Source organism: Halomicrobium sp. HM KBTZ05, from assembly GCF_041530035.1.
GTDB lineage: Archaea > Halobacteriota > Halobacteria > Halobacteriales > Haloarculaceae > Halomicrobium.
The window spans coordinates 657019-683202 of record NZ_CP168057.1 but is presented as its reverse complement, the minus strand read 5'-3'; the positions used below and the strand labels follow the sequence as shown (position 1 = coordinate 683202).

Below are 26184 nucleotides of genomic sequence, written 5' to 3'. Positions count from 1 at the left end.
CGGCCCGCCGCGAGCAGCGAGTGTCGCCTGTTCGCCAGCGCCCGGAGAGTTATTTCCGTCCAGCCCCTCTGAGCGGTATGCGCGTACTGCGTGGGCGGGCCGCCGACCACGAGAGCGACCACGAGCGAACGCGCCGACTGACCGCGGCCGTCGCCGAGAGCGAAGAGCCGGGGCTGCGCGTCTGGCAGCCCCACAGACAGGTCGCGTTCGGCCGTCGTGACGCCCGCGAGGACGGGTACGAGCGCGCCCGCCGCATCGCTCACGAGCGGGGGTACGAAGTCCTCGAACGCGCGGTCGGCGGGCGAGCGGTCGCGTACACCGGCCGGACCGTCGCCGTCGCGTTCGCGAGACCGGTCACCGACGAACGGACCGGCATTCGACAGCGGTACGCCGCCGCCAGCGACCGGTTCCGGGAGGCTCTCGACACGCTCGGTGTCGACGCCAGCGAAGGAGAGCCACCGGAATCGTTCTGTCCCGGCTCTCACTCCCTGCAAGCGGCGGGGAAAGTCGTCGGCATCGCCCAGCGGGTCCGCCAGCGCGTCGCCGTCGTCGCGGCGATCGTCCTCGTCGCCGACCACCGCGAGGTCGCCGACGTGCTCGCGCCGGTCTACGACGCGCTCGACGTGGCGTTCGATCCAGACAGCGTCGGCAGCGTCGCCCGTGCAGGCGGACCGAGCGATCCGGCCACGGTGATCGACGCCGTCGTCGAGACGTTCGCGGACGGCCACGACACCACCGTCGAGCGCGTGGACACGGCGGGCGGACTCCGAGACACTTAGGGACGGCCACAGCGCAGAGTGGGTATGCTCATTCGGAACGCGACGCTCGCGGACGGACGGACTCGGGACGTGCGCGTCCGCGGACAGACGATCGACGCCGTGGGCGAGGACCTCGACCCGGCGGACGAAGACACCGTCGACGCGGCGGACAGACTGCTCTTGCCCGGAGCGATCGACGCCCACGTCCACTTCCGCCAGCCAGGCTACGGCCACAAGGAGACCTGGGCCAGCGGTTCGCGGTCGGCCGCGGCCGGCGGCGTCACGACCGTCGTCGACCAGCCGAACACGGAGCCGCCGACAGTCGACGGGACGGCCTTCGATCAGAAGGTCGAACTTGCCGGCGAGTCGCTCGTCGACTTCGGCATCAACGGCGGCGTCACGGACGACTGGGAGCCCGCGGAACTGCTGGAGCGGCCCCTGTTCGCACTCGGGGAGGTCTTCCTCGCGGACTCGACCGGCGACATGGGGATCGACGCCGACCTGTTCGAGGACGCACTGGTCGCGGCGGCCCAGCGGGACGTGACCGTCACCGTCCACGCCGAGGACGCCTCGCTGTTCAACCGGGCGGCGAGAGATCGCGACGACGCCGACGCCTGGAGCGCGTTCCGCACCGCCCGCGCGGAAGCCGCCGCCGTCGAGCGGGCCTGCGAGGTCGCGACCGAACACGACGCACGGATCCACATCGCCCACACCTCTACGCCGGAGGGGATCGACACCGCCAGCGACGCCGGGATGACGACCGAGGTCACGCCACATCACCTCCTGCTCTCGCGGTCGGACCTCGACGAACTGGGCACGCACGGCCGGATGAACCCGCCGCTGCGCAGCGAGAAACGCCGCCGAGCGGTGTACGACCGCGTCGTCGACGGCACCGTCGACATGATCGCGACGGACCACGCGCCCCACACCCGCGAGGAAAAAGACGCCTCGATCTGGGACGCCCCCTCCGGGGTGCCCGGCGTCGAGACGATGCTCCCGCTCTTGCTGGCCGAGGCCCGCACCGGCGACCTGACCTACGAGCGCGTCCGGGACCTCGTCGCCGCGAACCCCGCCGACGTGTTCGATCTGCCTGACAAGGGCCGGATCGAGGCGGGCAACGACGCCGACCTCGTGCTGGTCGACACCGACGACGTGCGCGAGATCACCGGCGAAGGGCTCCACTCGAACTGCGGGTGGACGCCATTCGAGGGCTTCGAGGGCGTCTTCCCGAAGTGGACGATGGTCCGTGGCACCGTCGTCTACGACAGCGCAGAAGACACCTTCTGGGACCAGCAGGGCGAGAACGTTCGGGCCTGATCAGACCCCGCGCTCTCGTGTTCGCTCGATCCGGCGCTCGGGAATCGGCCGAACGAGGCCGAACACCACTCTGTTCGTCAGGATGCCGCTGCCGACTCCGAACTGCAGTGCCGCGACCGTCGTGACTGGCGGGTTGACGACGAGTACGGCTAGGAGACTCACCGCCACAATCGCGACGAGTACGAGCAAGAAACCCCACGCAGCGTCGTCCGGTATGTAACCACGATCTCCGGCGGTGACGAATCCGGCCGTCCCCAGTGCAGCAGCGACCACGAGTCCCCAGTGTTCGACAAGCGTCCCCGATCCTGAGAGTACCAGCGCCGTCACAATCTGCACGACTCCGAGAAAGCGGCTCCATTGAATCACTAGACGGCGTCGGTATAGGTCGGTAAATCAAAGGAGTTGAAGCGGGTGAGTGGCAGTTTGGATGAACATCACTACCCGCTTCACCGAGGAAATGGTGTCGCTGGCAAAAAGTTATTGCGACGATCCCGACGAAGCTGCCGCCCCGGAAGGCGGCGGCAGCTTCGCGGAGTACGCGATGATTTCCCTCCACGGGCTGCGGATTTTCCTCGACGAGACCTACGAGATGATCATCGACCGGCTGGAAGTGATGCCGCCAATTCTGGAGATCGTCGGCCTTGAGCCCGACGATCTCCCGCATCCATCGACGGTGAATAAGTGGCTTGATAAGATCGTGATGCAGGTCTGGCGAGTGCTGCTGCGCCACTCGGCGCAGCTGCACGACCCATCGCCCCATGTGGCTGTTGACGCAACGTACTACGAACGGTCACCGGCGAGCAAGCACTACTGCGACCGCACGAACTACCGCGTTCGGACGGTCGAAGCGACGAAACTCGTCGATACAGAGACGCAAGCGATCTTAGACGTGCATTGTACGACCACGCGGGAAGGAAGCGACGCAGACGTGTGTGCGCAACTCGCCCGCCGCTACGCGGGCGAGTTGCAAACTCTCGCTGCGGATAGAGGCTACGACAGCCAGCCACTCCGTGAGACCCTCCGAGACATGGGAATACGTCCGCTCGTGAAACATCGTGTCTTCGCTCCGTACGACCACGCACACAACGCACGAATCGAGGACGATCTCTACAATCAACGCTCAATGACCGAGACAGTGAACTCCTCAGTCAAGCGCTCGTACGGCTCTGCCGTCCGAGCGCGTGAATGGTACCGTGAGTTCCGCGAGATTGTCTTGATGTGTCTCGTCTACAACATCAAACAGTACGTGACCCGCTGATTCCAACGCCCTATGGCGATTCAATGGAGCCGAGAAAGCCGTCCAGCAGTACGACTTCCGTCCGAGCGTCCATGGACGACGTTCCAGCGGGCCGGTATTAATTGTGCGGGAGCGTGGCTCCCGCGACCGCCGCTGTCGAGGTGTCGCTGTATCGCTTCGACGCCACTCAGTCTCGTGACGGGATAGAATGCCCGAGAAGACTATCGAACAGAAGCATCTTGCGACGAACGTCTATCGTTCTGCTACCCTTCGCCGTCCAGCGCCTCCCCACAGTGGGGACACTCGTCGTGGCGCAAGGCCGTGGAGTGTTCGCGAACGTCGCGCATCACCTCCGAGATCTGGTCTTCGGTCTCCAGTTCCTCCTCGACGCTCAGTTCGACGCCTTCGACCTCCAGCAGGAACTTCGCCACCTCCGTGGCCTCGTACATCACGTCGTCGAGTTCCTCGGCGGTGAAGAAGTCACACATCGCGCCGTAGAGGAAGGTCGCGCCGGCCTTGCGGACCTTTTCCTCGAAGGACGCACGGGCCTGGTTGACGGCCTGTGGCGAGTAGGTGTCGGTCATGAACGGGACCAGTTCGGGGAGGTTCTCGCCGATCTTGGTCATCTCGACGCCGGTCTCGGTCCGGAAGTCCGCACAGAGGCGGGCGATCGCCCACTCGCGGGCGGTGACGTAGGTCCGTTCCCGCAGGAACTCGTTGGCCCGGTCGTAGGTTCCGCCGTCGATCTTCTTGAAGCGGTCGTACTTGCGTACGTCGGCCGGAACGTCCGACTCGTCGGAGACACCGTCGGCAGCGTCGAGGGACTCGTCGGCCGATTCGTCCTCGTCCGGGTCCGACTCGGTCGACGACGGCCCGGCTCGTGAGCGGTGTTCGTCGGTCTCGTCGGGGGACGCGCCGTCTGTCATGCCCCACCCTCTGTGCCGGCGGTGAAAAAGTCTGCCGGCGTCCGTCCGGGCCGCGTGGAGCCGACGCCGAGCCAGGCATCGCCACCGCGGGGAGGTGGCTTTTTCACGAGTGCCCGCATTGGCCCGTCTATGCACGTCCTACTCGGTGTCGGGGGCAGCGATCTCTCCTATCAGGCCCTCGACGAGACGATCGAGCGCGCACGCGAGGCCGGCGACGAGGTGACCGTCGCCGTCTTCGACGGCCACGAGACAGACGCGGGCGAAGACGAAGTCCAGGAGCGGGTCCGCGAACGGCTCGACGAGACCGGCTTCGAGGCCGAGATCCGACGGCTCAGCGGCGATCCGGGGAGTCGACTCGTCGACGTCGCCGAGAGCGAGGGCTTCGACCGGATCGTCCTCGGCAGTGGCGAGCGGTCGACGCTTGGCAAGATCCAGCTCGGTTCGATCGCCGAGTTCGTCCTGTTGAACGCACAGACCCCGGTGACGCTGATCCGATGACGCGGCGCTATCCAGAGGAGCCGGCTGGCACGTTCCCGGCACCGCCGCGTCAGGTGACCGACCGCGAGGACCGATCGATCCAGTTGCGGTGTGCAGACGGGACCGACCGGACGGCGCTGATCGAGATGTACAAGCAGTTCGATCCCGCCGACCGCGCCCAGGGCATCCCGCCGGCCCGCGAGACGGCCATCGAGCGGTGGCTGGAGAACATCCTCGATACGGACCGGTACAACGTCGTCGCGAGCCACGAGGGCGATCTGATCGGCCACGCGACGCTGGTCCCCGACGAGGACGACGGGTACGAGCTGGCGATTTTCGTCCTCTCGGCGTACCAGAATGCGGGAATCGGGACCGAACTCGTCGAGACGCTGCTGGGCCACGGCCAGTCCGAGGGGATCGAGCAGGTCTGGCTCACCGTCGAACGGTGGAACGACCCCGCGATCGCGCTCTACCGGAAAGTCGGCTTCGAGACGTCGAACAGCGAGCGTTTCGAGCAAGAGATGTCGATCCGGCTCGCTTGACCCACGCCGGATCGGGAGAGATGTCGATCCGGCTCGCTTGACCCACGCCGGATCGGGAGAGATGTCGATCCGGCTCGCTTGACCCACGCCGGATCGGGAGAGATGTCGATCCGGCTCGCTTGACCCACGCCGGATCGGGAGAGATGGCGATCCGGCTCGCTTGACTCACGTCGCCCAGAGCAGCGACAGCCGCAGAATCAGACCGAGAGCACGGGTTGGCTGGCGTACTCGATGACGTACAGCGCGGCGCGGCCGATCGCGTCGACGGAATCCTCACTGCCCGGCTCGCGGGGGACGACGATGAAGTCGGCGTCGAGGTCTTCTGCCACGTCGAGGATCACGCTCCCGGGCGACTGTCGGAGCCGCGTCGGCGAGAAGCCGGCGGCAGTCGAGTGGTTCAGCCCGGCGTCGTGGCCGCGTTCCTCGAGCCGTGACTGCATCTCCGCGGCGAAGGCCTGATGCTGGTCGGCGATCGCGTCGGCGTCGACCTCGTCGGCCTCGATCGCCCGGATCAGCGTCTCGTCGAGGACGAACAGCAGGTGGATCTCGGCGTCGTAGGCGTCGGCGATCGCCAGCGCGTACTCGACGGCCGCCTCGGACTGGTTGGAGCCGTCCACCGGCGCGAGCACGAGGTCGATGTCCATATCGACAGGTGCCACCGGACCAGCAAAAAGCCCGCGGCTTTTTGACGCCCCCCGCGGTAGTAGAGGTATGTTCGACACCGTCGTCATCGCGACGGACGGCTCCGCAACGGCCGAGCGGGCCGTCACCGCCGCGCTCGACCTCGCCGGCCAGTTCGACGCGATCGTCCACGCGCTGTACGTCGTCGACTCGGGAGAGGTCGCCGGCTCTCCGGAGGCCGTCCGACAGGACTTCGAGCAGGCGCTCGCGACCACTGGCGGCAAGGCGCTGACGTTCGTCCGTGAAACCGCCGAGACGGTCGATCCCGACGAAGAGGACACCGTCGTCACGGCCGTTCGAGAGGGCGATCCGGCCAAGGAGATCTGCCACTACGCCGAAGAGATCGACGCCGACGTGATCGCGACCGGGACCCGGGGCCGCCACGGCGAACACGGCTACCTGCTGGGCAGCGTCGCCGAGGGGGTCGTCCGCCACGCCGAAATGCCCGTGCTGACCGTCAGACAACTCGAAGAAGCGGCGACGGGACTGTAGACCTGATGCCTTCCACAACTCGCAGAGCACTCCTCGCGACAGTCGCGACCGGCACGGTCGGTGCCGTCGCCGGCTGTCAGTCACTCACCGACGACCGGGCGTCGCTCGGACGGCCCAGCGTCACCGGCCTCTCGACGGCGACGCTGTGGGTCGGCGACGACGTGTCGCTCCCGCCGTCGACGACCGTCGAGACGGTTTCCGATCCGACCGACGCCGACCTCGCCGTGTACCCCGCCGTCGACGGGAGTGTCGACGCCGCGATCGAGACCCTCGCCGCCGACGTGCCGGTCGCCGTCGCCGGCGACGACGCACTGGGAACACTGCTGGCGATCTGTGACGGTGCCGACCGCCCTTACGGGTTCGCCAGCAACGGGTGGAACTCCCGGACCGACGTTGCCGGCGTGGTGCCGTCGTCTGGCGCGCTCGATACACACGTCTTCGTCACGGCCGACTATCCCGACGACCTCCCGTGGGCGCTCGGCGAACTCCGCCAGCCGCCGAGCTACGAGAGTGCCGTGCCGATCGAACACGTCCCGCTCCCGGAGAACGTCCGAGAACTGGGAACCGCACGCGTCCGGGGGTACAACGCCGGTGGCGAGTTCGACCGCCGCGACCGGGTTCTCGTTCGCCCGGGTAGCGATCCGACGCCAGTGTTCGTCGACATCGAGGCGACCATCGTCGCCGGCCGTCGTGACGGCCCGACCGGCCCGTACCGCACCGATCGCGTCGAGACGGTCGCTCACTTCGATCAGCAGTTCACTGACGTGGGTCCCAGCGGCCAGACGACCGACGCGCTGCGCGTTCAGAACGTGAGCGACGCCACGGAGAACGCCGCCAACACCGTGTTCACTCCCCGGAACAGCGAGACAAGATCGTCGTTTACCGCCTGCCAGCGCGCTCGAGTGGTCCTCGACGATCTCTCGGAACCGTTCCGCTACACGGGTAACGTCCGCTTTCGCTGGACCGATCCCCAACTGCTGGAAGACGACGCGTTCGTCCATCACACGCCCGGATCGGCGGTGTGGTACCCTCGTTGAAACCGGACGCTGCGCCGTGTGCTCGTTCGACCGCACGGCAGTGTGGGGTCGATCCGGAGTCTACGACGTTCCGTGTGCCGGAGACCGCGACGTTTCACGAACCGGACCCTTCATTGGCCAGCAGTTGCTGAACGCGGTATGGACGACTGGCTCATCGACGACGAGCGGCTCTCGCTGGAACGGAAATCGATCCTCCCGGGGGAGGGGTTCTTCCTCCCGGACTCGATCGAAGAGGAAGAGCAGGAACGCGAGGCCGCCGAGCGGATGGCGTCCTCGGAGGTCGTCGTCATCGCCGACCCGGACGCCGACGGGCTGGCCTGCGTCGCGCTCGTTCGCGAGGCGCTGGGCGAGGGATCGCTGGTCCCGGCCGGGCCCCACGAACTCGACGAAGCGCTGTCCTGGGCCGCCGAGTACGTCGAGGCCGACGCCACGCTGGTGATCTGTGATCTCTGTCCCGACAGCGAGAGCGATATCGCCGCCCTCGGCGACCTGACCGCTCGCGTCGACGACGTTCGCTGGTACGACCACCACCAGTGGGACGACGACCTCGGCGCGGCGGTCGACGACAGCGGCGTCGAACGCACCGTCGGCGACTCCGACGAGGTCTGTACCGCCGACGTGGCCCTCGCACAGTTAGAGTACGACTTCGACGACCGCTTCGCCGAACTGGCCGCCGTCACGCGAGACCACGACCTCTGGATCCGCGACGACGAGCGCAGCGACGACCTCGCGGACCTCTCTTACTGGCTCGAACCCGAGGAGTACATCGAGGTCGTCCTCGAACACGGCCCGGACCTCTCGCCGGAGTGGCACGAGTACCTCGCCGAGAAACGCGTCGAGAAGGAGGCCCTCATCGAGAAGGCCGTCGAGCGCGCCCAACTGCGCGACGTGGGCGAGTGGACAGTCGGCGTCACCTACGGCCGCTGCTCTCAGAACGAGGTCGCCGAGGAACTGCGAGAACAGGGAGCCGACGCCGCCGTCATCGTCAAGCCCGCCGGCTCCGCCTCGATCCGCGGCACCGAGACCTTCGAACGCTGCCACGAGGTCGCCGCCCAGGTCAACGGCGGCGGCCACCCCCGTGCCGCGGGGTGCAAGCCCGACGTGTACGAGGACATGCTCGACTACGCCCACCACTGGAGTACGCGGGGCGCGGTGGCGAAGCAGGCCATCGTCGACGCGTTCAAGCGGCTGCCCGAAGAGCCTGAAGCGGCTGAGGAGTAGCATACCGCGAGCGACGCCGACAACGGTTAGTTTGAAGCGACCGGCGAACGGACCGACGATAGCATGTCACCTGCCCTCCTCGCGTGGCTTCCAGACCGTCAGGCTGTCACCGATTCGCTCACGAGAGCGATTTTCGTCGGTGGAACGCTGTACGTCGTCGAGGGGTCGCCGTCGTACGCCGCCACCGCCGGGCTCGCCTTTTTCGCTTTGCAGTTGCTGGCCGACGCCGCCGAGAACGTCGTCGGCGACTACGCCGACAACGTAGTCCTCGGGACGCTTATTCTGGCAGCGACTGGCTACGTGGCCGTGCTGGGCTCACCGTGGGGCATTCTCGTCGGCGGCGTCGTCGCTGGCGGGTGGTTCCTCGCAGACGGCGTCCAGCACCTCCGGCACGGTGTCACGCGAGCGGCGGTCGGAACGCCGTACACACACGAGGGCAGTGCCCTCACCGGACTCCCGAAGGCGCTCGCGGCGCGGCTCGCGGAGCCGATATTGCTCGAAACGCGCGACCAGCAGTAGGGCGGCGCTACTCGTCGACGACCCACTTCTCGGAGTACTTCTCGCCGCAGGGACAGACCGCGTAGGCGTGAATCACGTCCCCCTCCTCGTAGATGCCGCCGACCTCCTCGTTCTGCTCTTCGGCGAAGGCGAAGACGAACTTGGCGGTGTGGTTCTGGTCGGGCTCTTCGTCCTCGTTCGGGCAGACGCCGCCGGTCAGGTCGTCGGCGATCTCGCCGTCGGTGGCCATCGCCTCGCGGGCCAGCCCCATCGGGTCGATCCCCGTCGCCGACTGGAAGGCACTCCGACCCTGATCGCCGTCGATGACCAGCACCATCCCGTCTTCGACCTGTTCGGCGTACTCCGTGAGGGCGTCGGCGTTGCCGACCGCGTCCTCGTGGAGGAAGAAGGCCACGTCCTCGACGCGCTCGCCCGCCAGAAACTCGGTTCGCTTGCTCATACACGGTGTGTGACCGCTTGCGGGGAAAAGCCTCGCGGCTCGCGTCCGGAAACGACAGCACCTATTGTGTCACCGCTGGCACCACTGTGTATGGAACTCGGACTCGTCTTTGGCTTCCTCGGCCTCGTCGTCGCGTCGTACATCGGAACGACGCTGGCGCTACGGGGATACTTCGACGCGGTGTCGTTCGAAGCGGTCCAGCGGCGAGAGGCGCGGGAGCGTCGCGAGAGCGAGTCGGGAACGGACGGCTCGTCGGCCGAAGACTGATTCGGAGGGCAGCCACAGTAGGAGCTGAAGTGATACTACCGGCTGTACATCTGTGACCGATTTCGCCACCCCGGGGTGGCGAAGCTCTTCACGAAGTTACAGCCGGCAGTATGAGCATCCGGGCGACCGAGCGGTCCGAAGGACCCGGCAGGTCGCCGGCAGACTCGCTTCGCTCGACTCCCGAGCTCTGCACTCGCTTTGCTCGCGTGTCGCTTCGCTCCCGCTCGCATCGTGGTTCTCACTTCGTTCCGAACCACGCCCCGCTCGTGCAGAACGCCCGGTTCGCCGTCAGAGCAAGCTCTGACGAGCAGTGCGTTCGCGGTGCTCACGCACAACGCCGCAAGCGCGGCCGAAGGCCGCGACTTGCGGTTTTTTCGCCCACGTTTTTGCGCGAGCGGTGCGCGAAGCGCACCCGAAGCGGAAAAAGGTGGTTAGATCCCGATAAACTGCGTCACCAGCCACTTGGTGGCGATCGAGGTGACGCTGCCGATCCAGGCGAGCAGGACGAAGTGCATGTAGGTGTTGCCCTTGTGGCCGCCGTCGACCGTCCGGACCATCAGCGCCGACAGCATCGCGCCGAACATGATGATGATGATCAGCAGGAACTCGATCAGCGGGATGTTGTAGACGCCGGTGTTGATGAGCGTGCTGGCGTCGAACCCGGCGTTCGAGGAGAGGTTCAGCGACATCGACGAGAGGATGTTGACGACCTGCAGGCCGATGAAGAAGGCGAACGTCGAGGCCGCGGTGATACCGTACAGCAGGCCGATCAGCGTCGTGGCGGCCTGGTTGCGCTGGGTGCGCAGCGCCTGGATCTCGTTCATGTTGGCCGCGATGAGTTCGCCCAGCAGTTTTGGCGAGCCACCCATCTCGCGGCCGATGAGATACATCTCCGAGAACGTCTGAATCAGGTAGGACCGACAGTCGGCGGTGAAGTAGCGCCAGGCCTCGGCGGGCTCGATGCGCATGTTGAGCCGCTTGTAGAGGTCGTCGACGTTGGGCGACAGCGCGCCGAAGTCCTTCTTGCGGAGCGTCCGCAGGACCATCGACGTGGTCGACTGCTTCGCGCCTTCGGTCGCGCCGAGCGCGCGGATGAAACTCGGGAACTGATCGTCGCGGCCCTTGACCTGCTGTTCTTCCTGTCGGATGACGATGCCGGGGATCAGGAGCGGCGTGATCGGGACGACGGCGTACATCGAGAGGGGAACGCTGTCCAGGAAAAAGAGAAGGTCATCCATCGTGATCGGCGAGACGCCGAACATCCCGCCCAGCGAGATGAAGACGAGGACGGCGGTGAGAGCGACCCCGACGTAGGTCGACTTCTCGATGCGGTTCTCGACCTCGGAGGGGTACTCCTCGGGGTGGAACCACACCGGATCGTACGGTGCCATCGAGCGGATCGCGAGGTAGAACCCCGACTGGACGAAGATGTACATGACGATGACGGCGCTGACGGTCATGGTCGGGTCGGTCCCGGTCAACACCGGCAGGACGACGGCGAACACGAGCGCGAACGTCATCGAGAGGACCATCGATAGGTAGAGGTCCTTCATGACTTCGAGGTTGTCCAGCGTTCCCTCGTACACCGTCGTGTAGTTCTGGATGATCTGCTCCTGTTCGCTGAGGAGGTAGTCCTCCAGCGACTGGCCGGCACCGAGCGTGTACGCGAGTCGGTCGAGGAAGTCAGAGACCGCCGCCGAGGGGACTTCCTTGGCACGTCGTCGGCAGGCGTCGTCGAGGCTCTGGTTCCAGGTGTCGACCAGTTCGACGATCCGGTGCATCTCGTTTGCGAGTTCGCCGTACTCCTCTTCCTGAGCCAGCGTCCGAAACACCTCCATGCGGTCGATCTTCGTCGTCGCCAGCACCGTCATGTGCGTGACCAGCAGGTGAAAACGGTTGTTGAGCTGGCTGCGACGCTGTGAGATCAGGATCTTGGGGTAGAAGATCGCCGCGGTCATCGCCAGGAACCCCAGCATCGGGATCGGGGCCCGAATCATCATCGGCAGATCGAGCAACAGCGCGGCGACGGCGCTCAGCAGGAAGAAGGCGATCGCCGGCAGCAAGATCAAAAGGAGGTACCGCTGCAGCGGGATGTGCATCTGCCGGTACGCGTCCAGCAGGTCGTCGAAGATCTCGGACAGCGTCAGGTTCAGGGAGTTCTCCGCTTCGTTGGATGCCATCAGTCGGGGCGTGCGATCGTGAAGGGAAGTCCTTCCACGCCGTCACGCTGGAAGTCCTCGATCAGTTGGTTCACTTCGTGGTAGCCGACGATGTTCTCTTGGATCGCCCGGCGGATGATGTTGGCCCGGAACTCCAGTTCGTCGTAGATCTCGCGGGTGTCCTCGTAGCCAAGCAGCGTCGCGATCTGCTCTTCGAGGACGTAGGAGTTGTTCATCGCCTGGAAGGTGATCTCGTCTTCGACGGGGTCCCAGTTGAACGCCTGTCGGGTGACGACGCCGTCCATCTCCTTCGAGTAGCCTTCGATCTCCTGGACCGAGGTGACGCGGCGAAGCACCTGGTCGCCCTGCTTGACGCGGTTCTGGAACAGTGCGATGTCTGCCACGTCCATGAACGTCTCCGGGACGTTGATGGGTTCGCCGGTAAAGCGCTGGATCATCGAGACGATGTCGCTGGCGTGGAACGTCAGCATGACGGGGTGGCCGGTCTGTGCGGCCTGGAACGCCATCCGACCCTCCTCGCCACGGACCTCGCCCACGATGATGTAGTCGGGGCGAGAACGCAGCGCGGCCGCCACGAGGTCGAACATGTCGACGCTGGTACCCTCGTCTTCGCCCTCACGCGTGAGCAGTTTCTGCCAGGTGTCGTGGGGCGGCAGCACCTCGGCGGTGTCCTCCGCGGTGTAGATCTTCGAGTCGCGGGGAATGAACGACATGATGGAGTTCAGCGTCGTCGTCTTCCCCGACGCCGTCTCCCCGACGACGAAGACCGTCTGCTCGTTTTCCAGCGCGAGCCAGAGGTACGCCGACAGCTCCGGGCTGAGCGTGTTCCACTTGGTAATCTGGAAGATCGACAGCGGCGTCTCGGTCCCCTGGCGGATCGTGAGCGAGGGCCCCTTCGCGCTCACGTCGTCGGAGTAGATCAGGTTCAGACGCGACCCGTCCGGCAGCGTCGAGTCGACGATCGGGTCGGAGTCAGAGACCGGATCGCCCATCCGCTCGCCCATGTTTCGCAGCCACTGGTCGAAGGCCGCCTCGGACTCCCACTCGACGGTGGTTTCGAGCATGCCGTAGACCTCGTGGTCGACGTGACACTCCTGGCGGCCGATGACGTGGATGTCCTCGTTTGCCGGGTCACGCATCACCGGTTCGAGCGGTCCGAGGCCGACGATGTCGCGGTTGAGCCGGTAGAGGATGTTCTCGTACGTGCTCTCGGTCACCTCGACCTGTCCGACGCTGCCGAGGTTGGCGATGCGAGTCAGGACACCGTCGTTGCCGTCCTCGTCGCGGATCTTGGTCGACTCCTGGAGCAGTTCCTCGATCCGGTCGTCGTACTCGTTTTCGTTCTGTGGCGCAGGCTTGTTGACGGACTTCTGGAGGAGCTTGTTCCGAACTTTGCTGAAGACGACCGACTCGTCTTCGTCGAGTTCTGGCTCGATGGCGTAGTACTTCATGTCCTGTCCGATGTCGCCGTAGACGTGACAGAAGATCGGGCCACCGACGGGGTAGAGGACGTTTGGCCGGTTCGACTCGTAGTCGTCGTCGGCCTCCTCGATGAACTCGGGGAACTCGCCAGTGATCTGCTTGAACTTCTTCAAGTGGTCCCGCAGGTGTGGTCGTCGTGCCGCTACTTGTCGAAGTTCGTCGGATGGTTTGGGTCGTCCGTGGTCTGTCATTAGGCAACACTCCTGGATTCGATGACGATGCCGGTCCCCGACCGCACCGAGAACCCGATAGTGTCACCGACCTGTTCGCCCATCCCGGCGAAGCGTTTGACGCTGACCTGCCGGCGCACGTCGTTGCCGACCTCGACCATCTCCAGTTCGATGAACACGTCGGCGATCGCGCGGAAGGGACCGATCGCTTCTTCGGCCAGCGTCGAGGGGTCGACGGTCAGCATGATGCACTTGCCCCGAGAGATCACGTCCCGGAAGAAGGAGATGATCTCCAGGGCGGCCTGTCGCTCCTCGTTCTGGCGGACCAGTGCCTCGAACTTCGGGTCGTTACGCAGGATGGCGTCGAACGTGTCGATGATGATTACGTCCGACTCCCACATCACCTCGGCTTCCATCAGCCGACGGAGCAGTTCCTTGCGGTCTTGCTCCTCCTCGTTGCCCGAGAAGGTGTTCCCGTCGCCGATGTCCGCGTGCAAGAACAGCAGGTTCTCGTCGAGGATGTGATCGACCACGTCGTACGACAGCGAGTGCATCTGGTCGAGGAAGCTCCCGACTGTCAGCTCCGTCGACAGCATCGTCACGTCGTTGTCCTCCTCACAGAGGCCGTAGCTGAACCGCTGGCTCATGGCCGACTTCCCCGCCCCGTAGTCGCCCTCGACGAGGATGATACTGCCCGGGGGGATTCCCCCGCCCAGCTCCTTGTTCAGTCGATCGTGATCGTCCAGTCCCAGCGAGTACAGATCGTTACGTGCGATACTCATGTTCGGAATTCGAACACCTCCTCGTCGCCGTTGACGACGATCTTCACCCGGTGGTCGCCGGGATCGAGCGGTTCCGAGATGTCCACGCGGACCACGTCACCAGCGCCCCAGACCTCGGCTCCGCCCACCAGTGTCACCTCCGCGTCCGTCTGGTAGGCACCGTCGACGAAGATGTCGAGCCGGTCGGCTCTAGCCGGCAACTGTAACGTGCCGGTGTTCTTGACGTGGAGCGTGATGTTCTCGTTGCCGTCGGCGTTGTAGATCGCGTCGCTACCGCTGTCGGAGATGATCTCGATGTCGCTGCGAACGTCGGAGCTCACGTCGACGCCTTGTTCGCTGATAGCGTCGCTGAGCTGGCCGACGCTGTCGGTGAACACCCCGACGACGCTGGCGGCGACCATCATGCTCGCGATGAAGATGATCAGGTGGGACGCAGAGACGCCTGCCATCTCAGGCCACCTCCGTCGTCGTCGCCGTGTCGGCGACGCCGGTTCCGGAGACGACCTTGACGCGCCCCGGATCGTCGTTGATCTCCGTCACGGTGATCGTCAGCTGCTCCTGTGAGAGCCACAGATCGGTGTCACGGTCGCCGTCGACCGACGTGTTGTACCCCGACTGGTAGCTGTTGTTGGCCAGCAAGTCGACGTCGCTGACCGCCAGCGACTCCGCGCCGGTGTTGTTGACCGTGACCGTCAGCGTCCGACTGGTGGTGTTCCAGGTCGCGCTGGTCACGTCGATGGCCGTGTTCTGCTGGGCCAGGGTCCGGTCGGTCCGGTCCTCCTGGGCCTCGGAGACGCGCTCAAAGCCGTTGGTCGTCGCCGTGTGGAACATGCCGAAGGCGATGAACATCCCGGCGAAGACGATCGCCGCCGAGCCACTAACGCTGAAGCCCATCGGAACCACCTCCGCGAACCAGCTTCGACAGGGCCACTGCATCGGCCCCGCTGTCCTCGTCGAGCTGACTGATGTAGTGGAGACTCCGCGTGTGGTGGTCGATCGTCAGCCCGCCCTGACCGCCGGACTCGTCGAAGCCACGGAGGACCTCGTGGAGGTCGTCGGCGACGGCCTCGTCGATCCAGTCGATCCGCTCGTAGTAGTCGATGGCGCGTGCGGCTTCCCGGTAGCTCGCCTGTTCGAGGAGGTATTCGAGCCACTCGACGACGATCAGGTCGCTGGCGAAGCCGCCGGGAAGCTCCGAGAGGTACGGCTTGCCGCCGTCTGCTGCCGACGCGTTGGTCGTCTGCTCCGGCTCTGGCTCGGGTTCGGGCTCCGCCGTCGTGGCCGGCTCTGGTTCCGGTTCGGGTTCCGGCTCCGCCGTCGTCGTCGGCTCTGGCTCGGGTTCTGGCTCCGCCGTCGTGGCCGGCTCTGGTTCCGGTTCGGGTTCTGGCTCTGTCTCTGACTCCGGTTCGGTCGCGTCCGCCTCGGCCGCGAGCTCCTCGTCGTCGTCCTCGATGACGTCGTCGAACAGGTCGTCGTCCGCGAGACCGTCGAGATCGTCGTCGTCCTCCTCCTCGACGCCCGAGGAGAGTTCGTCGTCTTCGAGGGCCATCTCGTCGTCACCGTCCTCGTCGAGAGCCATGTCGCCGCCGGGACTGTCCTCTTCTGCCCACTCGGCGTCGCCGGAGTCGTACTCGTCTTTGAGCTCCTGAAATGATTTGCCGCCCTCCCCGTCGCCACCGTCGTCCATGTCCATGCTCATGTCGTCGTCCTCCTCGTCGAAGTCGCCGAGGTCGTCGCCCCCATCGTCGAAGTCGTCGAAGTCGTCGTCGAAACTGCCGCCGTCGTCCTCGAAACCGCCGTCGTCACTACCATCGTCTGAAAACACGTCGTCGACGCTGTCACCGCCGCCGCCGAGGTCGTCGCCGTCGTCCTCGACCAGATCCTCGTCGAAGAATCCCTCGGCGTCCGCGTTGGCGATGTCCTCGTCGATGTCCTCTTCTGCTTCCTCGTCGCCGTCGTCGAAGAGGCCGAAACCGCCGCCTCCGCCGCCCATGCCGCCACCACCGCCCATACCGGCGTCGATGTCGTCCGCGAAGGGGTTGACGCCACGGGTGACCATCTCGTAGATGTCCAGCAGCTTGCGGACGTTCTCTTCGACTTCCTCGACGGACTCGCTGATCTGCTCGTTTTCCGTCCGGACCGTGTTGACCGTCGACGACAGCGACCCGACCTCGTTTTCGAGTTCGTCGAGCCGGTGTTCGAGTTCGTCGGTGTCCTGGCCCGCATCGTCCATGTCGCCGAACTCGTCGCCACCGAACCCGTCCATGTCGTCGCCGCCACCCATGCCGCCGAGGTCCCCGAACTCGTCGTCACCGCCGTCGTCGGCCATGAGCCCCCCGCCGTCGGCGAGTTCGTCGCCGTCGTCACCACCCGCGTCGTCCGACTCCTCGTCGTCCGAGAGAATGGAGTCGAACATGTTCTTGATGCTCATCCCGACGAGCCCGCCAGTGAGGAGAACGACGAGAGCGGGCGCGAAGATCGATCCCTCCGGGATCGCCACCTGAAGCGTCGGGAAGAGCGCAATGCTACTCATCGTACCTAAAACTGGATGTTCATACCCTTCAATATTCCGTCTACCCTATCATATCTGATAACAGATCTGTTGGTTACTGGAATGAGAGGTGAAATAAACGGTGGAGTAGCTGGTGAGATCGTCAGCCAGATCCTTCCGGCACGCAATCGTGGGAAGGATCGTCAGACGAACGGTATCGACCGCGCCCCCGTCCGTCGCGTGTCTGGCATGCGTCAGACGCAGTGGCCGACGGTACCTCGCGCGGGCTACAGCGTCGCGGTGCCCTGACTCGCACTCTTGACGATCAGGTCGCCAGTCGCAGCTTTGAGACGAAGCGAGCGGCCGTAATCGCCGCCGACGTCCTCGCCGAGGATCGGGATGTCGTTGGCCGCGAGCGTCTCGCGGACGGTGGCGGCGTTGCGAGAGCCGATGCTGGAGCCGTTCTCCGAGAAGTCGAGCATGTCGCTCCCGCCCGCGATCTTCGCCTCCATGGAGTGACGCTGCGCGCCGGCCTGTTCCATCTCTTCGAGTAACACCTCGACGCCGGTGTCGGCGAACTTCGCACGAGCGCCCTCGCCCTCGTCGTGTCGTGGCAACATCACGTGAACGAGACCCGCGGTGTTCGAGTCCGGGTCGTACAGTGCGACCCCGATACAGGATCCCAGCCCGCTGGTGGTCAACACCGCCTCGTCCGTCGTCACCGCGTACTCGGCGATCCCGACCTTCTTGCGCTCGGGCTGCCCGACCGACTCCTGTTCCGTCTGGCTCCCGTCGTACACTTTCATTGTCAGAATATCTGTTCTACGTCGGCGTCAGTCTGGTCGGCCCTGTCCACTTCGAGTTCCTCGAGGGCCTGACGGAGCTCTTTCTCGTCGGGGAGGGCGTGGATCTCGCTGCTGAACTCGATCTCGTCGGTCCGCATCTCCGACTCGATGATGAACGAGTGTTCCTGGTGCTGGCCGACCTGTGCCGCGAGCGGATCGACGATCGCCTGCCCGATGTCGTGGACGAGCTGTGGCGGAGTGTGATCGACCGACGTCTGGAGGACGTTCGCCCAGCCGTCGACGAAGCCACTGGTCATGATGTTTCCCAGCTCCTCGATCGCGGCCTTGTGTTGGTCGGTGAGCCCCTCGCCGTCCGGTTCGGTCGGCATCAGCGCTTCGGCGACGTTCTGGGCCGAGACCTCGTCGAACAACACCAGGAGGTAGCCACTGGGGACGCCAGTGAACTCCACGACCGTGCCGACGTAGGTGTCGTCGCCGACCTGTTTGGGCACGTCTTCGATGGGTGCGAAGCTGATCTGAGTCACTTCCGCCTCCGTCGGGATGCCGGTCATCATCTCGACGTTCTCGGCCGCCTGTTCGGTCCCACTGGTCGTCATCTCGTTGAACACGCTCAGCTTGTCGATCGGGATGGCGTCGCCGCCCGGCTCTGCGTGGTCGGTCATCAGCTCCGCGAGCGTGTCGTACTCGGGGAGCATGTAGATGTAGAAGTTGAGCGACTCGCCGACCCACTCGATCTGGGACTTGAAGACGAACACCTGCGGCTGGTCGGCCACCGTCGGCGCTGGCGGGAGTACGTCGGCGCCGGTCGCCTCGATGTACTCGGGCGGACTGTGCTCGATGGTGGTCCCGAGGTAGTCGGCCCACCCGTCGATGAAGCCGCTCATCATGATGTTGCCGATCTCCTCGACGCTGCTCTGTGCCATCTCGCCGTCCGCACCGCCGGGCACCAGCGCTTCCGTGATCGGACCGACCGAGTCCGACTCGAAGACCAGCACGGTGTCGCCGTCGAGTGCGCCCTCGAAGTCGAACTGCACACCGACGAAGTCCTGACCGGCGAGTTCCTCGCCGACGTCGTCCCGGTTCAACAGCGTGATCTTCGTCACGTCGACGACCGCGTCGATGCCGGTCATCTGGGCCAGCGACTGGGTCGCCTGTTCGGCCCCCTCGTGTGCGAGCTGGTTGAACGTACCGAGCGACTGAATGTCGACTTTCATCTTACGAGGGGACGACGTCCTCGATGGCCTCCATCACGCTGGGTTTCTGGAACGGCTTGGTGATGTATCCGTCAGCACCGGCCTTGACGGCCTCTTTCATCTTCTCTTCCTGGCCGACGCTCGTACACATGATGACGTTGGCGTCGGGGTTGGACGTCTTGATCTCGTCGGTCGCCTCGATCCCGTCCCGGATCGGCATCACGATGTCCATCATCACCAGATCCGGTGTCTGTTCTTTGTACACCTCGACAGCCTCGACGCCGTTTTCGACCTCCCCCACGATGTTGTGATCCTCTTCGAGGATCTCGCGCAGGAGGTTGCGCATAAACTCCGAGTCGTCGGCAATCAGTACGTCTGGCATACCTATCACTGCAACTGTACCGTGAATAGCTAAATAAACCCTTGCACGGAATTATCGGGCTTGATATTCGCTCGACGGCAGCCAGGTTCCGGACGCTCGAGGAGGCGATCACAGAATCGGCACAAGACGGGCGATCAGCTCGACGGCGTCGAACGCGAACGGGCCGTACGCGAAGTATTCCACCGACGCCAGTGAGAGGTAGACGGTCGTCGCGCCACCGGCCAGCGCCATCCCGACGGCGACGGATCGGGGCGAGACGCGAGCGGGAACGAGGGTCCGACCGACGACGAGGACGGCCGCGACAGCCGCGATACAGAGCCCGAGCAGCGCGTGGAACTGGATCGCTTCCCCGAGTGCCGGATCGAGGACGCCGAGAACGACCGCGACCAGAGCCGACCCGGCCAGGACCGTGCCGGCGTAGACACCAGCGGTCGTCCGGGGTGCCCCGGTGATCGCCTCCCGAACCGCAGGGAGACGGAAGGGACAGTACGACGCCAGTGCGATCACCGGCAACAGGTACCGGACGGTGAGCTGGCTGAACAGCGGAAGTCGGGGGAGATAGACGAGCGTGAGGACGACGGCGTAGCTCGCGACGAGCAGATCCGTCTGGCGTCGCGGTCCCAGCCGAGCGGCGGCGACGCCGTGACGCCGGAGGCGGACGACGGCGACCGCCGGGAGCGCGAGGAGCGTCCCCACGATCGGCGTCGACTCGACGACCGAGAGATCGATCGGCTCGTAGTCGTTGACCCCAGACAGGGACGCCGAGTGGCCGCGCCGGACGAAGATCTCCCAGAGCCGTTCGTGTTCGCCCGCGGCTGCGACGCCGTCTGAAACCGCCGAGACGGCGTAGGTGCCGATGAATGCGAGTTGCGTCAGGACTGTCTCGGCGAGCGTCACGAGCACGAAAAGCGGCGACAGGAGTCCGAGGAGTTCGTCGAGGAGTGTCCGCTGTGTCCCGTCACCACCAGTCGAGTCGGCGTCCACGCCGTCACCAGTCGGGTCAGCGCCCACGTCGCCACCGGCCGTTCCCGAACCCGTGTCCCCGCCACTGGACTCGGGTCCACCGGTCGGTGCGAGTTCGACGCTCTCGGGCCCGACGCCCGGGAGGAGTCGCGGCGGACGGAGCGGATTTCCGTTGATGAGCACGTTCGTGACGGCCATCGGGAGCACGGAGAGCGCGAAGATACCCCCAACAACGGCGAGACGGCGGCGGCTCTTCCGGGGTTCGGTGAGGAAGTCGACGGCGAACAGCGCGGCGGTGAGGAAGAACCCCTCGAAGGCGTGGGTCCACGCGACCAGCCCGAGCGCACCGTACGCGAGGCCGTGTGCCACGTAGCTCGCTCGGCCGTCCAGTTGCCGGCTCCGCGCGAACGCGAACACGGAGCCGAAGACGAGCGCCGTGACCAGCACGTGACGCTTCGGAATCGTCGCCCAGAAGCCGACCGGCGTCGCGAGCGCGAGGGCGACCCCCGCGGCGACGGCCACCCGCCGGTCGTGGAACGTACCGACGAGCCGGTAGCACGACACCGCCACCAGTCCAGCGGCCGCGAGCGTACTGAGCTGGAGCGCGACCAGCGGCAGCTGAGATCGGTCGAGCGCGGTCGCGAACACGACCGCAACGGCGAACCAGGCGCTCGCGACGACGACGGCGACGAGACGGAGCCACTGTCGATCGAAGTGGGCGGCCAGCCGTCGCCCGAGGCCAACGACGCCGAGCGCCCACCCACCGGCGAGCACGAGCCGGGGCGGCGCGACGGCGCTGGCCCCCTCAAGGAGCCAGAGGAAGGGCAGCGCGGCCACGACCTGTCCGTAGTTGCGGGCGTAGAACCGACCCCCGTACTCGTGGAGGCCGGGCTGGGTGCCAAGCGTCAGCGAGTACTGGAAGTCCGTCGGTGTCATCGCGAGGCGGCCGTCCCCAAGATTCGCGACGGCGTTGGCGATGGGGTACGTGTCCGTGATGAAGAAGCCGACCCGCCAGGACAGCGCCAGCACCAACACGACAGCGAGCCACACCGTCACGCCGACGCCGTCGCCGAAGACGAACCGGCCGGCACGATTCCCGTACCGGGAGAGACCGTCCGACCAGACCGAACGGAACTGGGCCTCGACGCCGCTCGGACGATCACCGCTCATGGACGAACCTCGACGGTTTCGTCGGTCTCGAACACCGTCTGGTCGTACTCGAAGCTCTGGACGCGAACGGTGATCGTGGCCCGGTACCGCTGTTCGGTGACGCTGTCGGGATCGAGGCCACGATCGCGCATCCCGAGACGGACGGTCCCGGACTGTCCGCCGGAGAGCAGTTTGGTCGTGGTGCGATCGACGCCGAGTTCGGGCACCGACACCCGGTAGACGAGCCGTGGCCGCCCCTCGATGTCGGAGACTGCGACGGTCGCGTCGGGGATCCGAAGATAGTCGACGCCCGTGCCGAACCGGCCGCCCTCGACGAGCAGCCCGCTCGTGTCGAGCCGTTCGACCGTGGCGTTGGCCCGCCCGTCGCCGACGGTCGTCGGATTCCGTGCGGTCGCGTCGACGACCCCGAACGGACCGGTCAGAAGGAGCGTGACCGCGACGACGGCGACGGCGAGCCGTTCGAGGCGGGCCACGGAGACCATACTACCAGAGCTACTGCCACGACCGACATTAAATGATTCGCACCACCTACAGCTGGACGCCGTCCTCGCCTTCGACGGCCGCCAGCAGCTCCGCGATAGAGTCGTCCGGGGAACAGCCGCTCGTCTTGACGAGCTCTCGCAGACTCTCTGGGGGGTAGCGGACGGGAACGTTCGACTCGCTCAGGAGAATACCGAGCACCTCCTCGACCGGCGTCGAGCCGTCGACCTGACGGGCGTACCACAGCATGAGGCTCTCGAAGACGGTGATGATGTCGTTCGAGACCATCCGCTGTTGGCTCACGGTGCCGTCGAACTTGGCCGTCACGTCGAAGCCGTAGCGGGAGTTCCCCTCGTCCATGTTCTCCGCGAGCCACTCGTGGACGGTCGCGTCGTCCAGCGTCGGCTCGGGCTCTGGCGTCGGCTCGGGCTCTGGCGTCGGATCCGGTGTGGGACGAGATGGTGTCGTCGAATCGGTCCGAACGTCGGGCGAGACGACGTACCTGCCCTCGTCGATCTGCTCGACGTGGTCGTCGTCGGAGATGTCGAGCTCTTCGGGCGAGAGGATCTTCCCGTCTTCCGGATTGGGCTCGTCGGGCCCCTCAGACATGTGTAACAGTGTGACACACTCAAATATAAGTCCGTCGCCCCGCAGCGGCGCTGGCCAGTGAGGTGAAAAACAGAGAAGCGTCGGCGTCAGTTAGAGGCTGACCGCAGATTTCCCGGAGAGGGATTCGGGCACGACCAGCGTCGCCGTCGTCTCGCCGCCGGCCTGCGTGTTCAGCTTGATCGTCGCGGTCGACCCTTCGTCGAGGTCGGCCTGCACGAGGTCAGCGTTGTCGAGGTTCCCGTCTTGATTGTTCGTCGAGTCGGTCTGGAACTTCATCGTCGCGCGGTCGGCCGGGTCGTTCAGGACGTTACTGTTGCCGATCGAGCTGTCGTCGTCCTGGAACGTCGAGGTGACGAACGCCGCGTCACCGGACGTGCCGCCGCCTTCGGTCAGTGCTTGCTTACTCACCACGTCGAAGGTCCCGTCGGAGGAGACCCACTGTGCCGTCGTCGTCGTCAAGTCCACGTTGTCTGCACCGGGTGCCTTCTTGACGGTCAGTTCCACCGTCGTCACCTCGTCACCGTTGTCGTCGACGATGTCACTCCCGACGGCGTTGACCACTTGTAGTCGGTTCGTGACCTGCGCACTGGACTGTTCACCGCTCTCTTCTGCACTGGACTGCAGGAACCCGGCGGTGTTGATCAGCACACCGGCGGCGATCGCCGCGACCAGGACCATCGCGATGAACACGATCAGCGTCCCGATCCCGACCTGCCCGCGGTCGTTCTCGTCGTCGTCGAATAGTTCGATCATGGTTGTGTCGTGTCCCGAGTGCGAACACTCCGGACGCTACCAGAATGTGGTCACTACCCGGTAATAAGGCTAGGCCGCCAATTATCAACGAATGAATCGGCGATGTCGACGAGAGTCTCGGTTCTTGAAACTGAAAATCGGGATGCAAAGTCGAAGAACAGTCGATACGGACGGCACGATCGCCGGCATCTCTTCGAGAGAATTGACCACGGCCCGAGCGAAGACATCTTCCGACAGAGAACGTCGCGGCTCGATGCCACCGAGTGATCGCGAGCGTGTCGCTATCGGCTCTGGCAAAAACAGAGAAGTGTCGGCGTCAGTTAGAGGCTGACCGCAGATTTCCCGGAGAGGGATTCGGGCACGACCAGCGTCGCCGTCGTCTCGCCGCCGGCCTGCGTGTTCAGCTTGATCGACGCGGTCGACCCCTCGTAGAGGCTCGCACCAACGAGGTTGCCGGACAGATCAGAGTCGGGCGACGGGTTCGAGTCGGTCTGGAACTTCATCGTCGCGCGGTCGGCCGGGTCGTTCAGGACGTTACTGTTGGAAATCGAGTTGTCGTCGTCCTGGAACGTCGAGGTGACGAACGCCGCGTCACCGGACGTGCCGCCGCCTTCGGTCGTGGCGGTGTAACTGACGATGTCGAAGGTCCCGTCGGAGGAGACCCACTGTGCCGTCGTCGTCGTCAGGTCCACGTTGTCTGCACCGGGTGCCTTCTTGACGGTCAGCTCCACCGTCGTCACCTCGGAGCCTGCCTCGTCAGAGGTGATGTCGTTCCCCACTGCGTTGACCACTTGCAGTCGGTTCGTGACCTGCGCACTGGACTGTTCACCGCTCTCTTCTGCACTGGACTGCAGGAACCCGGCGGTGTTGATCAGCACACCGGCGGCGATCGCCGCGACCAGGACCATCGCGATGAACACGATCAGCGTCCCGATCCCGACCTGCCCGCGGTCGTTCTCGTCGTCGTCGAATAGTTCGATCATGGTTGTGTCGTGTCCCGAGTGCGAACACTCCGGACGCTACCAGAACGTGGTCACTACCCGGTAATAAGGCTAGGCCGCCAATTATCACAGTTGAAACGGATATCTCCAGACGAAACAGCTGGTTTCACGAGTGAGAAATTCGGAAAGGAACCGGATAGAACCGGCGTTTTCCGGATCGGTCCGGAAATCGAGCCGCGAGCCACGACAGAGCGGTCAGCTATCGTAGGCGACGAGACTGTACATCACGAACAGGAACCCGAACGTCGTCAGTCCACTGTTGACCAGCAGGAGCGACCGGACGCCCTCGAAGTCGTTGACGAACGCGCTGATCATCGTCGCGGCCGCACCGGCGACCGCCAGCGCGAACCCCAGCGAGAGGTGCAACATCGCGTCACGGGACGTCTGGACGTACGCACGCATAGCCATCCCGACCATCGTGAGTCCGGCGACGACGAAGACGAGCGTAGAGATAGCGTACAGGAGTTCTATCATCGGCACTAACGTACGCTATTCCGTTCCCGCTAATAAATCCACCCTCGAAAATATTGTTGCTGATAATCGAATGCGATCGTGATAACGGACCGGTCGCGCGTGCGTGACTATCCTTCCGAGAGGGTCCGCCAGGCCTCGTCGAGTTTGTTGGTCACTTCCGACCGGTCCTCGACGTGGACGGAGAGTTCGTCGTCGAAATCGACGGTGACTTCGTCGACAGAACGGCGATAGACCTTGATGCGGCGGCGGTCGTCAGAGAGAATGTTGTCGTGCAGTTCGAGCAGGTCGTGTTCGGTCAGCTCGTCGATCCGGCGGTAGCACGTCGCGATCGGGATTCCCAGCTCGTCGCTGAGTTCCTGGGCGGACGCGGGCTCGTCCGTGGCATCCAAGATCTCTGCGCTGTATTTGTTCCCCAGCGTTTGCAGAATATCCACTGAAGCCATCGGTTATCAAATAATATATTCTGTCGATTATAAAGCTATCGCCCGTGATACTGGCCGATATCGATCTGATTTCGCCGAGGCCCCGATCGCCGAGGATCGCGAAAAACCGTCGCCGTACTGCGTTTTTGTCGATAATAATAACGGCTGGTCAGATCGGCGAGTCCTCTTCGCTCATCATCGAGAACGCGCTGGCGTTTTCGTGGACCTTGATACCACCCCACGAGATCTCCATGGGGTAGATGTCCGTCTCGATGTCCTGTTTGCGCATCTTCGCGACCCAGACGTATCGGTTGACGCCGGTGTCGGTCGGCGTCTGGATCAGGTAGATGTTGCCGTCGGTGAGATAGTTCTCCAGGCCGATGTCCGTGTCCGGGAACACCGCACCCTGTTCGTTGGTCAGGAGGCTGGTCAGGTTGTTGTTGTTGAGGATGTCCGTGAACTTCAGCAGGTACGTGCGCTTTTCTTTCTCGTTTTCGAAGAACAGCTCGAACATCGTCAGCGAGTCGAGCACCAGCCGGTCGTACTTGTCGTCTTCGAGGTCGTCGAGGAGCAGTTCCAGAGAGGAAGAGAAGTCGTTCTCTCGAAGCAAGACCTGCTTGTCGTACACTTTGATGTCGCCGTTCTCGACGAATTCGGGCCACTTGTCGAAGCCGATCGACTCCGCGGCCTCTCTGAGGTCGGATTCGTTTTCTTCGAACGAGAGGTAGATCCCTTTCTCGTCGAACTGCTCGACGCCGTTGTAGATGTACTGGAGGCCGAGAATCGACTTCCCGGCACCGGGGTTCCCACTCACCAGCGTCGTCGAGTTCGTGACGATGCCACCGTTCAAGATTGCGTCGAGGCCGTCGATACCTGTCTTTGTGAGTTCGATCATTGTTGCTGTATCCGGAGA

At 64.7% G+C, this 26184-nt stretch carries 31 protein-coding genes; 10 read left to right on the top strand and 21 right to left on the bottom strand.

All coding sequences use genetic code 11. From position 1 onward, the window contains the following. Nucleotides 1-77 precede the first annotated feature (77 nt). Together ACAH01_RS03640 and ACAH01_RS03635 are read left to right on the top strand one after the other, a co-directional pair. Complete coding sequence (locus ACAH01_RS03640; protein ID WP_170092521.1) at nucleotides 78-779, top strand: lipoate--protein ligase family protein; 702 nt, start codon at nucleotides 78-80, stop codon at nucleotides 777-779. A 24-nt stretch (nucleotides 780-803) separates the two neighbouring features. Continuing rightward, nucleotides 804-2075 carry a dihydroorotase gene (locus ACAH01_RS03635; protein ID WP_372480257.1) on the top strand — a complete coding sequence of 424 codons (1272 nt, stop codon included), beginning with the start codon at nucleotides 804-806 and terminating at the stop codon, nucleotides 2073-2075. On the opposite strand, the gene ACAH01_RS03630 is transcribed toward ACAH01_RS03635, so the two are convergent. Beyond that, a complete protein-coding gene (locus ACAH01_RS03630) occupies nucleotides 2076-2402 on the bottom strand; it encodes a hypothetical protein (RefSeq protein WP_372480256.1) in 327 nt (108 codons plus the stop codon). 100 nt (nucleotides 2403-2502) lie between these two features. Here ACAH01_RS03630 and ACAH01_RS03625 point away from each other — a divergent pair, with 100 nt between their 5' ends. Next, nucleotides 2503-3333, top strand: a complete 831-nt coding sequence (locus ACAH01_RS03625) for an IS5 family transposase (protein ID WP_372480255.1) — start codon at nucleotides 2503-2505, stop codon at nucleotides 3331-3333. A gap of 242 nt (nucleotides 3334-3575) precedes the next feature. On the opposite strand, the gene ACAH01_RS03620 is transcribed toward ACAH01_RS03625, so the two are convergent. Further along, nucleotides 3576-4238: a DUF5806 family protein gene (locus ACAH01_RS03620; RefSeq protein WP_372480254.1), complete on the bottom strand. Its 663-nt coding sequence runs from the start codon at nucleotides 4236-4238 to the stop codon at nucleotides 3576-3578. A 129-nt stretch (nucleotides 4239-4367) separates the two neighbouring features. On the opposite strand from ACAH01_RS03620, the gene ACAH01_RS03615 reads away from it, so the two are divergent. Further along, nucleotides 4368-4736: a universal stress protein gene (locus tag ACAH01_RS03615; protein ID WP_153554377.1), complete on the top strand. Its 369-nt coding sequence runs from the start codon at nucleotides 4368-4370 to the stop codon at nucleotides 4734-4736. Then, entirely contained in the window at nucleotides 4733-5257 is a 525-nt protein-coding gene (locus tag ACAH01_RS03610) for a GNAT family N-acetyltransferase (protein ID WP_170092531.1), read from the top strand. The genes ACAH01_RS03615 and ACAH01_RS03610 overlap by 4 nt, the downstream gene beginning before the upstream one ends. Before the next feature lie 197 nt (nucleotides 5258-5454). On the opposite strand, the gene ACAH01_RS03605 is transcribed toward ACAH01_RS03610, so the two are convergent. Then, entirely contained in the window at nucleotides 5455-5901 is a 447-nt protein-coding gene (locus tag ACAH01_RS03605; RefSeq protein ID WP_153554379.1) for a universal stress protein, read from the bottom strand. Nucleotides 5902-5968: 67 nt separating this feature from the next. On the opposite strand from ACAH01_RS03605, the gene ACAH01_RS03600 reads away from it, so the two are divergent. From ACAH01_RS03600 to ACAH01_RS03585, 4 genes are all read left to right on the top strand, one after another. Then, on the top strand, nucleotides 5969-6430 hold the full coding sequence (locus ACAH01_RS03600) for a universal stress protein (protein ID WP_170092532.1): 462 nt from the start codon (nucleotides 5969-5971) through the stop codon (nucleotides 6428-6430). Nucleotides 6431-6435: 5 nt separating this feature from the next. After that, a complete protein-coding gene (locus ACAH01_RS03595; RefSeq protein ID WP_372480253.1) occupies nucleotides 6436-7467 on the top strand; it encodes a hypothetical protein in 1032 nt (343 codons plus the stop codon). 138 nt (nucleotides 7468-7605) lie between these two features. Beyond that, on the top strand, nucleotides 7606-8688 hold the full coding sequence (locus ACAH01_RS03590; RefSeq protein ID WP_372480252.1) for a DHH family phosphoesterase: 1083 nt from the start codon (nucleotides 7606-7608) through the stop codon (nucleotides 8686-8688). Nucleotides 8689-8751: 63 nt separating this feature from the next. Next, nucleotides 8752-9207, top strand: coding sequence for a hypothetical protein (locus tag ACAH01_RS03585; protein WP_372480251.1), 456 nt, complete (start codon nucleotides 8752-8754; stop codon nucleotides 9205-9207). A 7-nt stretch (nucleotides 9208-9214) separates the two neighbouring features. Here ACAH01_RS03585 and ACAH01_RS03580 read toward each other — a convergent pair whose 3' ends face one another. Beyond that, nucleotides 9215-9646, bottom strand: a complete 432-nt coding sequence (locus tag ACAH01_RS03580; RefSeq protein ID WP_372480250.1) for a DUF5807 family protein — start codon at nucleotides 9644-9646, stop codon at nucleotides 9215-9217. A gap of 90 nt (nucleotides 9647-9736) precedes the next feature. On the opposite strand from ACAH01_RS03580, the gene ACAH01_RS03575 reads away from it, so the two are divergent. Next, nucleotides 9737-9913, top strand: a complete 177-nt coding sequence (locus ACAH01_RS03575; protein WP_170092536.1) for a hypothetical protein — start codon at nucleotides 9737-9739, stop codon at nucleotides 9911-9913. Between the two features lie 431 nt (nucleotides 9914-10344). On the opposite strand, the gene flaJ is transcribed toward ACAH01_RS03575, so the two are convergent. The 17 genes from flaJ to ACAH01_RS03490 form a co-directional block, all read right to left on the bottom strand. Beyond that, nucleotides 10345-12093: an archaellar assembly protein FlaJ gene (flaJ, locus tag ACAH01_RS03570; RefSeq protein ID WP_372480249.1), complete on the bottom strand. Its 1749-nt coding sequence runs from the start codon at nucleotides 12091-12093 to the stop codon at nucleotides 10345-10347. After that, on the bottom strand, nucleotides 12093-13766 hold the full coding sequence (locus tag ACAH01_RS03565; RefSeq protein WP_170092538.1) for a type II/IV secretion system ATPase subunit: 1674 nt from the start codon (nucleotides 13764-13766) through the stop codon (nucleotides 12093-12095). The genes flaJ and ACAH01_RS03565 overlap by 1 nt, the downstream gene beginning before the upstream one ends. Continuing rightward, on the bottom strand, nucleotides 13766-14527 hold the full coding sequence (locus ACAH01_RS03560; protein ID WP_153554388.1) for an ATPase domain-containing protein: 762 nt from the start codon (nucleotides 14525-14527) through the stop codon (nucleotides 13766-13768). The genes ACAH01_RS03565 and ACAH01_RS03560 overlap by 1 nt, the downstream gene beginning before the upstream one ends. Next, nucleotides 14524-14976, bottom strand: a complete 453-nt coding sequence (locus ACAH01_RS03555) for a flagellar protein G (protein WP_153554389.1) — start codon at nucleotides 14974-14976, stop codon at nucleotides 14524-14526. Before ACAH01_RS03555 ends, ACAH01_RS03560 begins: the two co-directional genes overlap by 4 nt. Nucleotide 14977: 1 nt before the next feature. Then, nucleotides 14978-15421 (bottom strand): flagellin, encoded by a 444-nt coding sequence (locus tag ACAH01_RS03550; RefSeq protein WP_170092540.1) that lies wholly within the window; start codon nucleotides 15419-15421, stop codon nucleotides 14978-14980. After that, nucleotides 15405-17060, bottom strand: a complete 1656-nt coding sequence (locus ACAH01_RS03545; RefSeq protein WP_372480248.1) for a FlaD/FlaE family flagellar protein — start codon at nucleotides 17058-17060, stop codon at nucleotides 15405-15407. The genes ACAH01_RS03550 and ACAH01_RS03545 overlap by 17 nt, the downstream gene beginning before the upstream one ends. Nucleotides 17061-17305: 245 nt before the next feature. Next, the gene (locus ACAH01_RS03540) at nucleotides 17306-17824 is read right to left on the bottom strand and encodes a chemotaxis protein CheD (RefSeq protein ID WP_170092542.1); all 519 of its coding nucleotides are present in this window, start codon (nucleotides 17822-17824) and stop codon (nucleotides 17306-17308) included. A gap of 2 nt (nucleotides 17825-17826) precedes the next feature. Next, entirely contained in the window at nucleotides 17827-19038 is a 1212-nt protein-coding gene (locus ACAH01_RS03535) for a chemotaxis protein CheC (RefSeq protein WP_208627153.1), read from the bottom strand. 1 nt (nucleotide 19039) lies between these two features. Beyond that, nucleotides 19040-19399 carry a chemotaxis protein CheY gene (gene cheY, locus ACAH01_RS03530; RefSeq protein WP_012807767.1) on the bottom strand — a complete coding sequence of 120 codons (360 nt, stop codon included), beginning with the start codon at nucleotides 19397-19399 and terminating at the stop codon, nucleotides 19040-19042. A 108-nt stretch (nucleotides 19400-19507) separates the two neighbouring features. Next, nucleotides 19508-21532, bottom strand: coding sequence for a hypothetical protein (locus ACAH01_RS03525; RefSeq protein ID WP_372480247.1), 2025 nt, complete (start codon nucleotides 21530-21532; stop codon nucleotides 19508-19510). Continuing rightward, nucleotides 21529-22014: a hypothetical protein gene (locus tag ACAH01_RS03520; RefSeq protein WP_170092545.1), complete on the bottom strand. Its 486-nt coding sequence runs from the start codon at nucleotides 22012-22014 to the stop codon at nucleotides 21529-21531. The genes ACAH01_RS03525 and ACAH01_RS03520 overlap by 4 nt, the downstream gene beginning before the upstream one ends. A 46-nt stretch (nucleotides 22015-22060) precedes the next feature. Beyond that, nucleotides 22061-22621, bottom strand: a complete 561-nt coding sequence (locus tag ACAH01_RS03515; RefSeq protein WP_372480246.1) for a hypothetical protein — start codon at nucleotides 22619-22621, stop codon at nucleotides 22061-22063. Nucleotides 22622-22711: 90 nt separating this feature from the next. Next, a complete protein-coding gene (locus ACAH01_RS03510) occupies nucleotides 22712-23374 on the bottom strand; it encodes an archaellin/type IV pilin N-terminal domain-containing protein (protein ID WP_372480245.1) in 663 nt (220 codons plus the stop codon). A 320-nt stretch (nucleotides 23375-23694) separates the two neighbouring features. Then, nucleotides 23695-24357: an archaellin/type IV pilin N-terminal domain-containing protein gene (locus tag ACAH01_RS03505; RefSeq protein ID WP_208627157.1), complete on the bottom strand. Its 663-nt coding sequence runs from the start codon at nucleotides 24355-24357 to the stop codon at nucleotides 23695-23697. A 213-nt stretch (nucleotides 24358-24570) separates the two neighbouring features. Further along, complete coding sequence (locus tag ACAH01_RS03500) at nucleotides 24571-24849, bottom strand: hypothetical protein (protein ID WP_012807774.1); 279 nt, start codon at nucleotides 24847-24849, stop codon at nucleotides 24571-24573. Nucleotides 24850-24956: 107 nt separating this feature from the next. After that, the gene (locus ACAH01_RS03495) at nucleotides 24957-25292 is read right to left on the bottom strand and encodes a helix-turn-helix domain-containing protein (RefSeq protein ID WP_153554399.1); all 336 of its coding nucleotides are present in this window, start codon (nucleotides 25290-25292) and stop codon (nucleotides 24957-24959) included. A gap of 148 nt (nucleotides 25293-25440) precedes the next feature. Beyond that, the gene (locus ACAH01_RS03490; protein WP_153554400.1) at nucleotides 25441-26166 is read right to left on the bottom strand and encodes an ATPase domain-containing protein; all 726 of its coding nucleotides are present in this window, start codon (nucleotides 26164-26166) and stop codon (nucleotides 25441-25443) included. Nucleotides 26167-26184 lie beyond the last annotated feature (18 nt).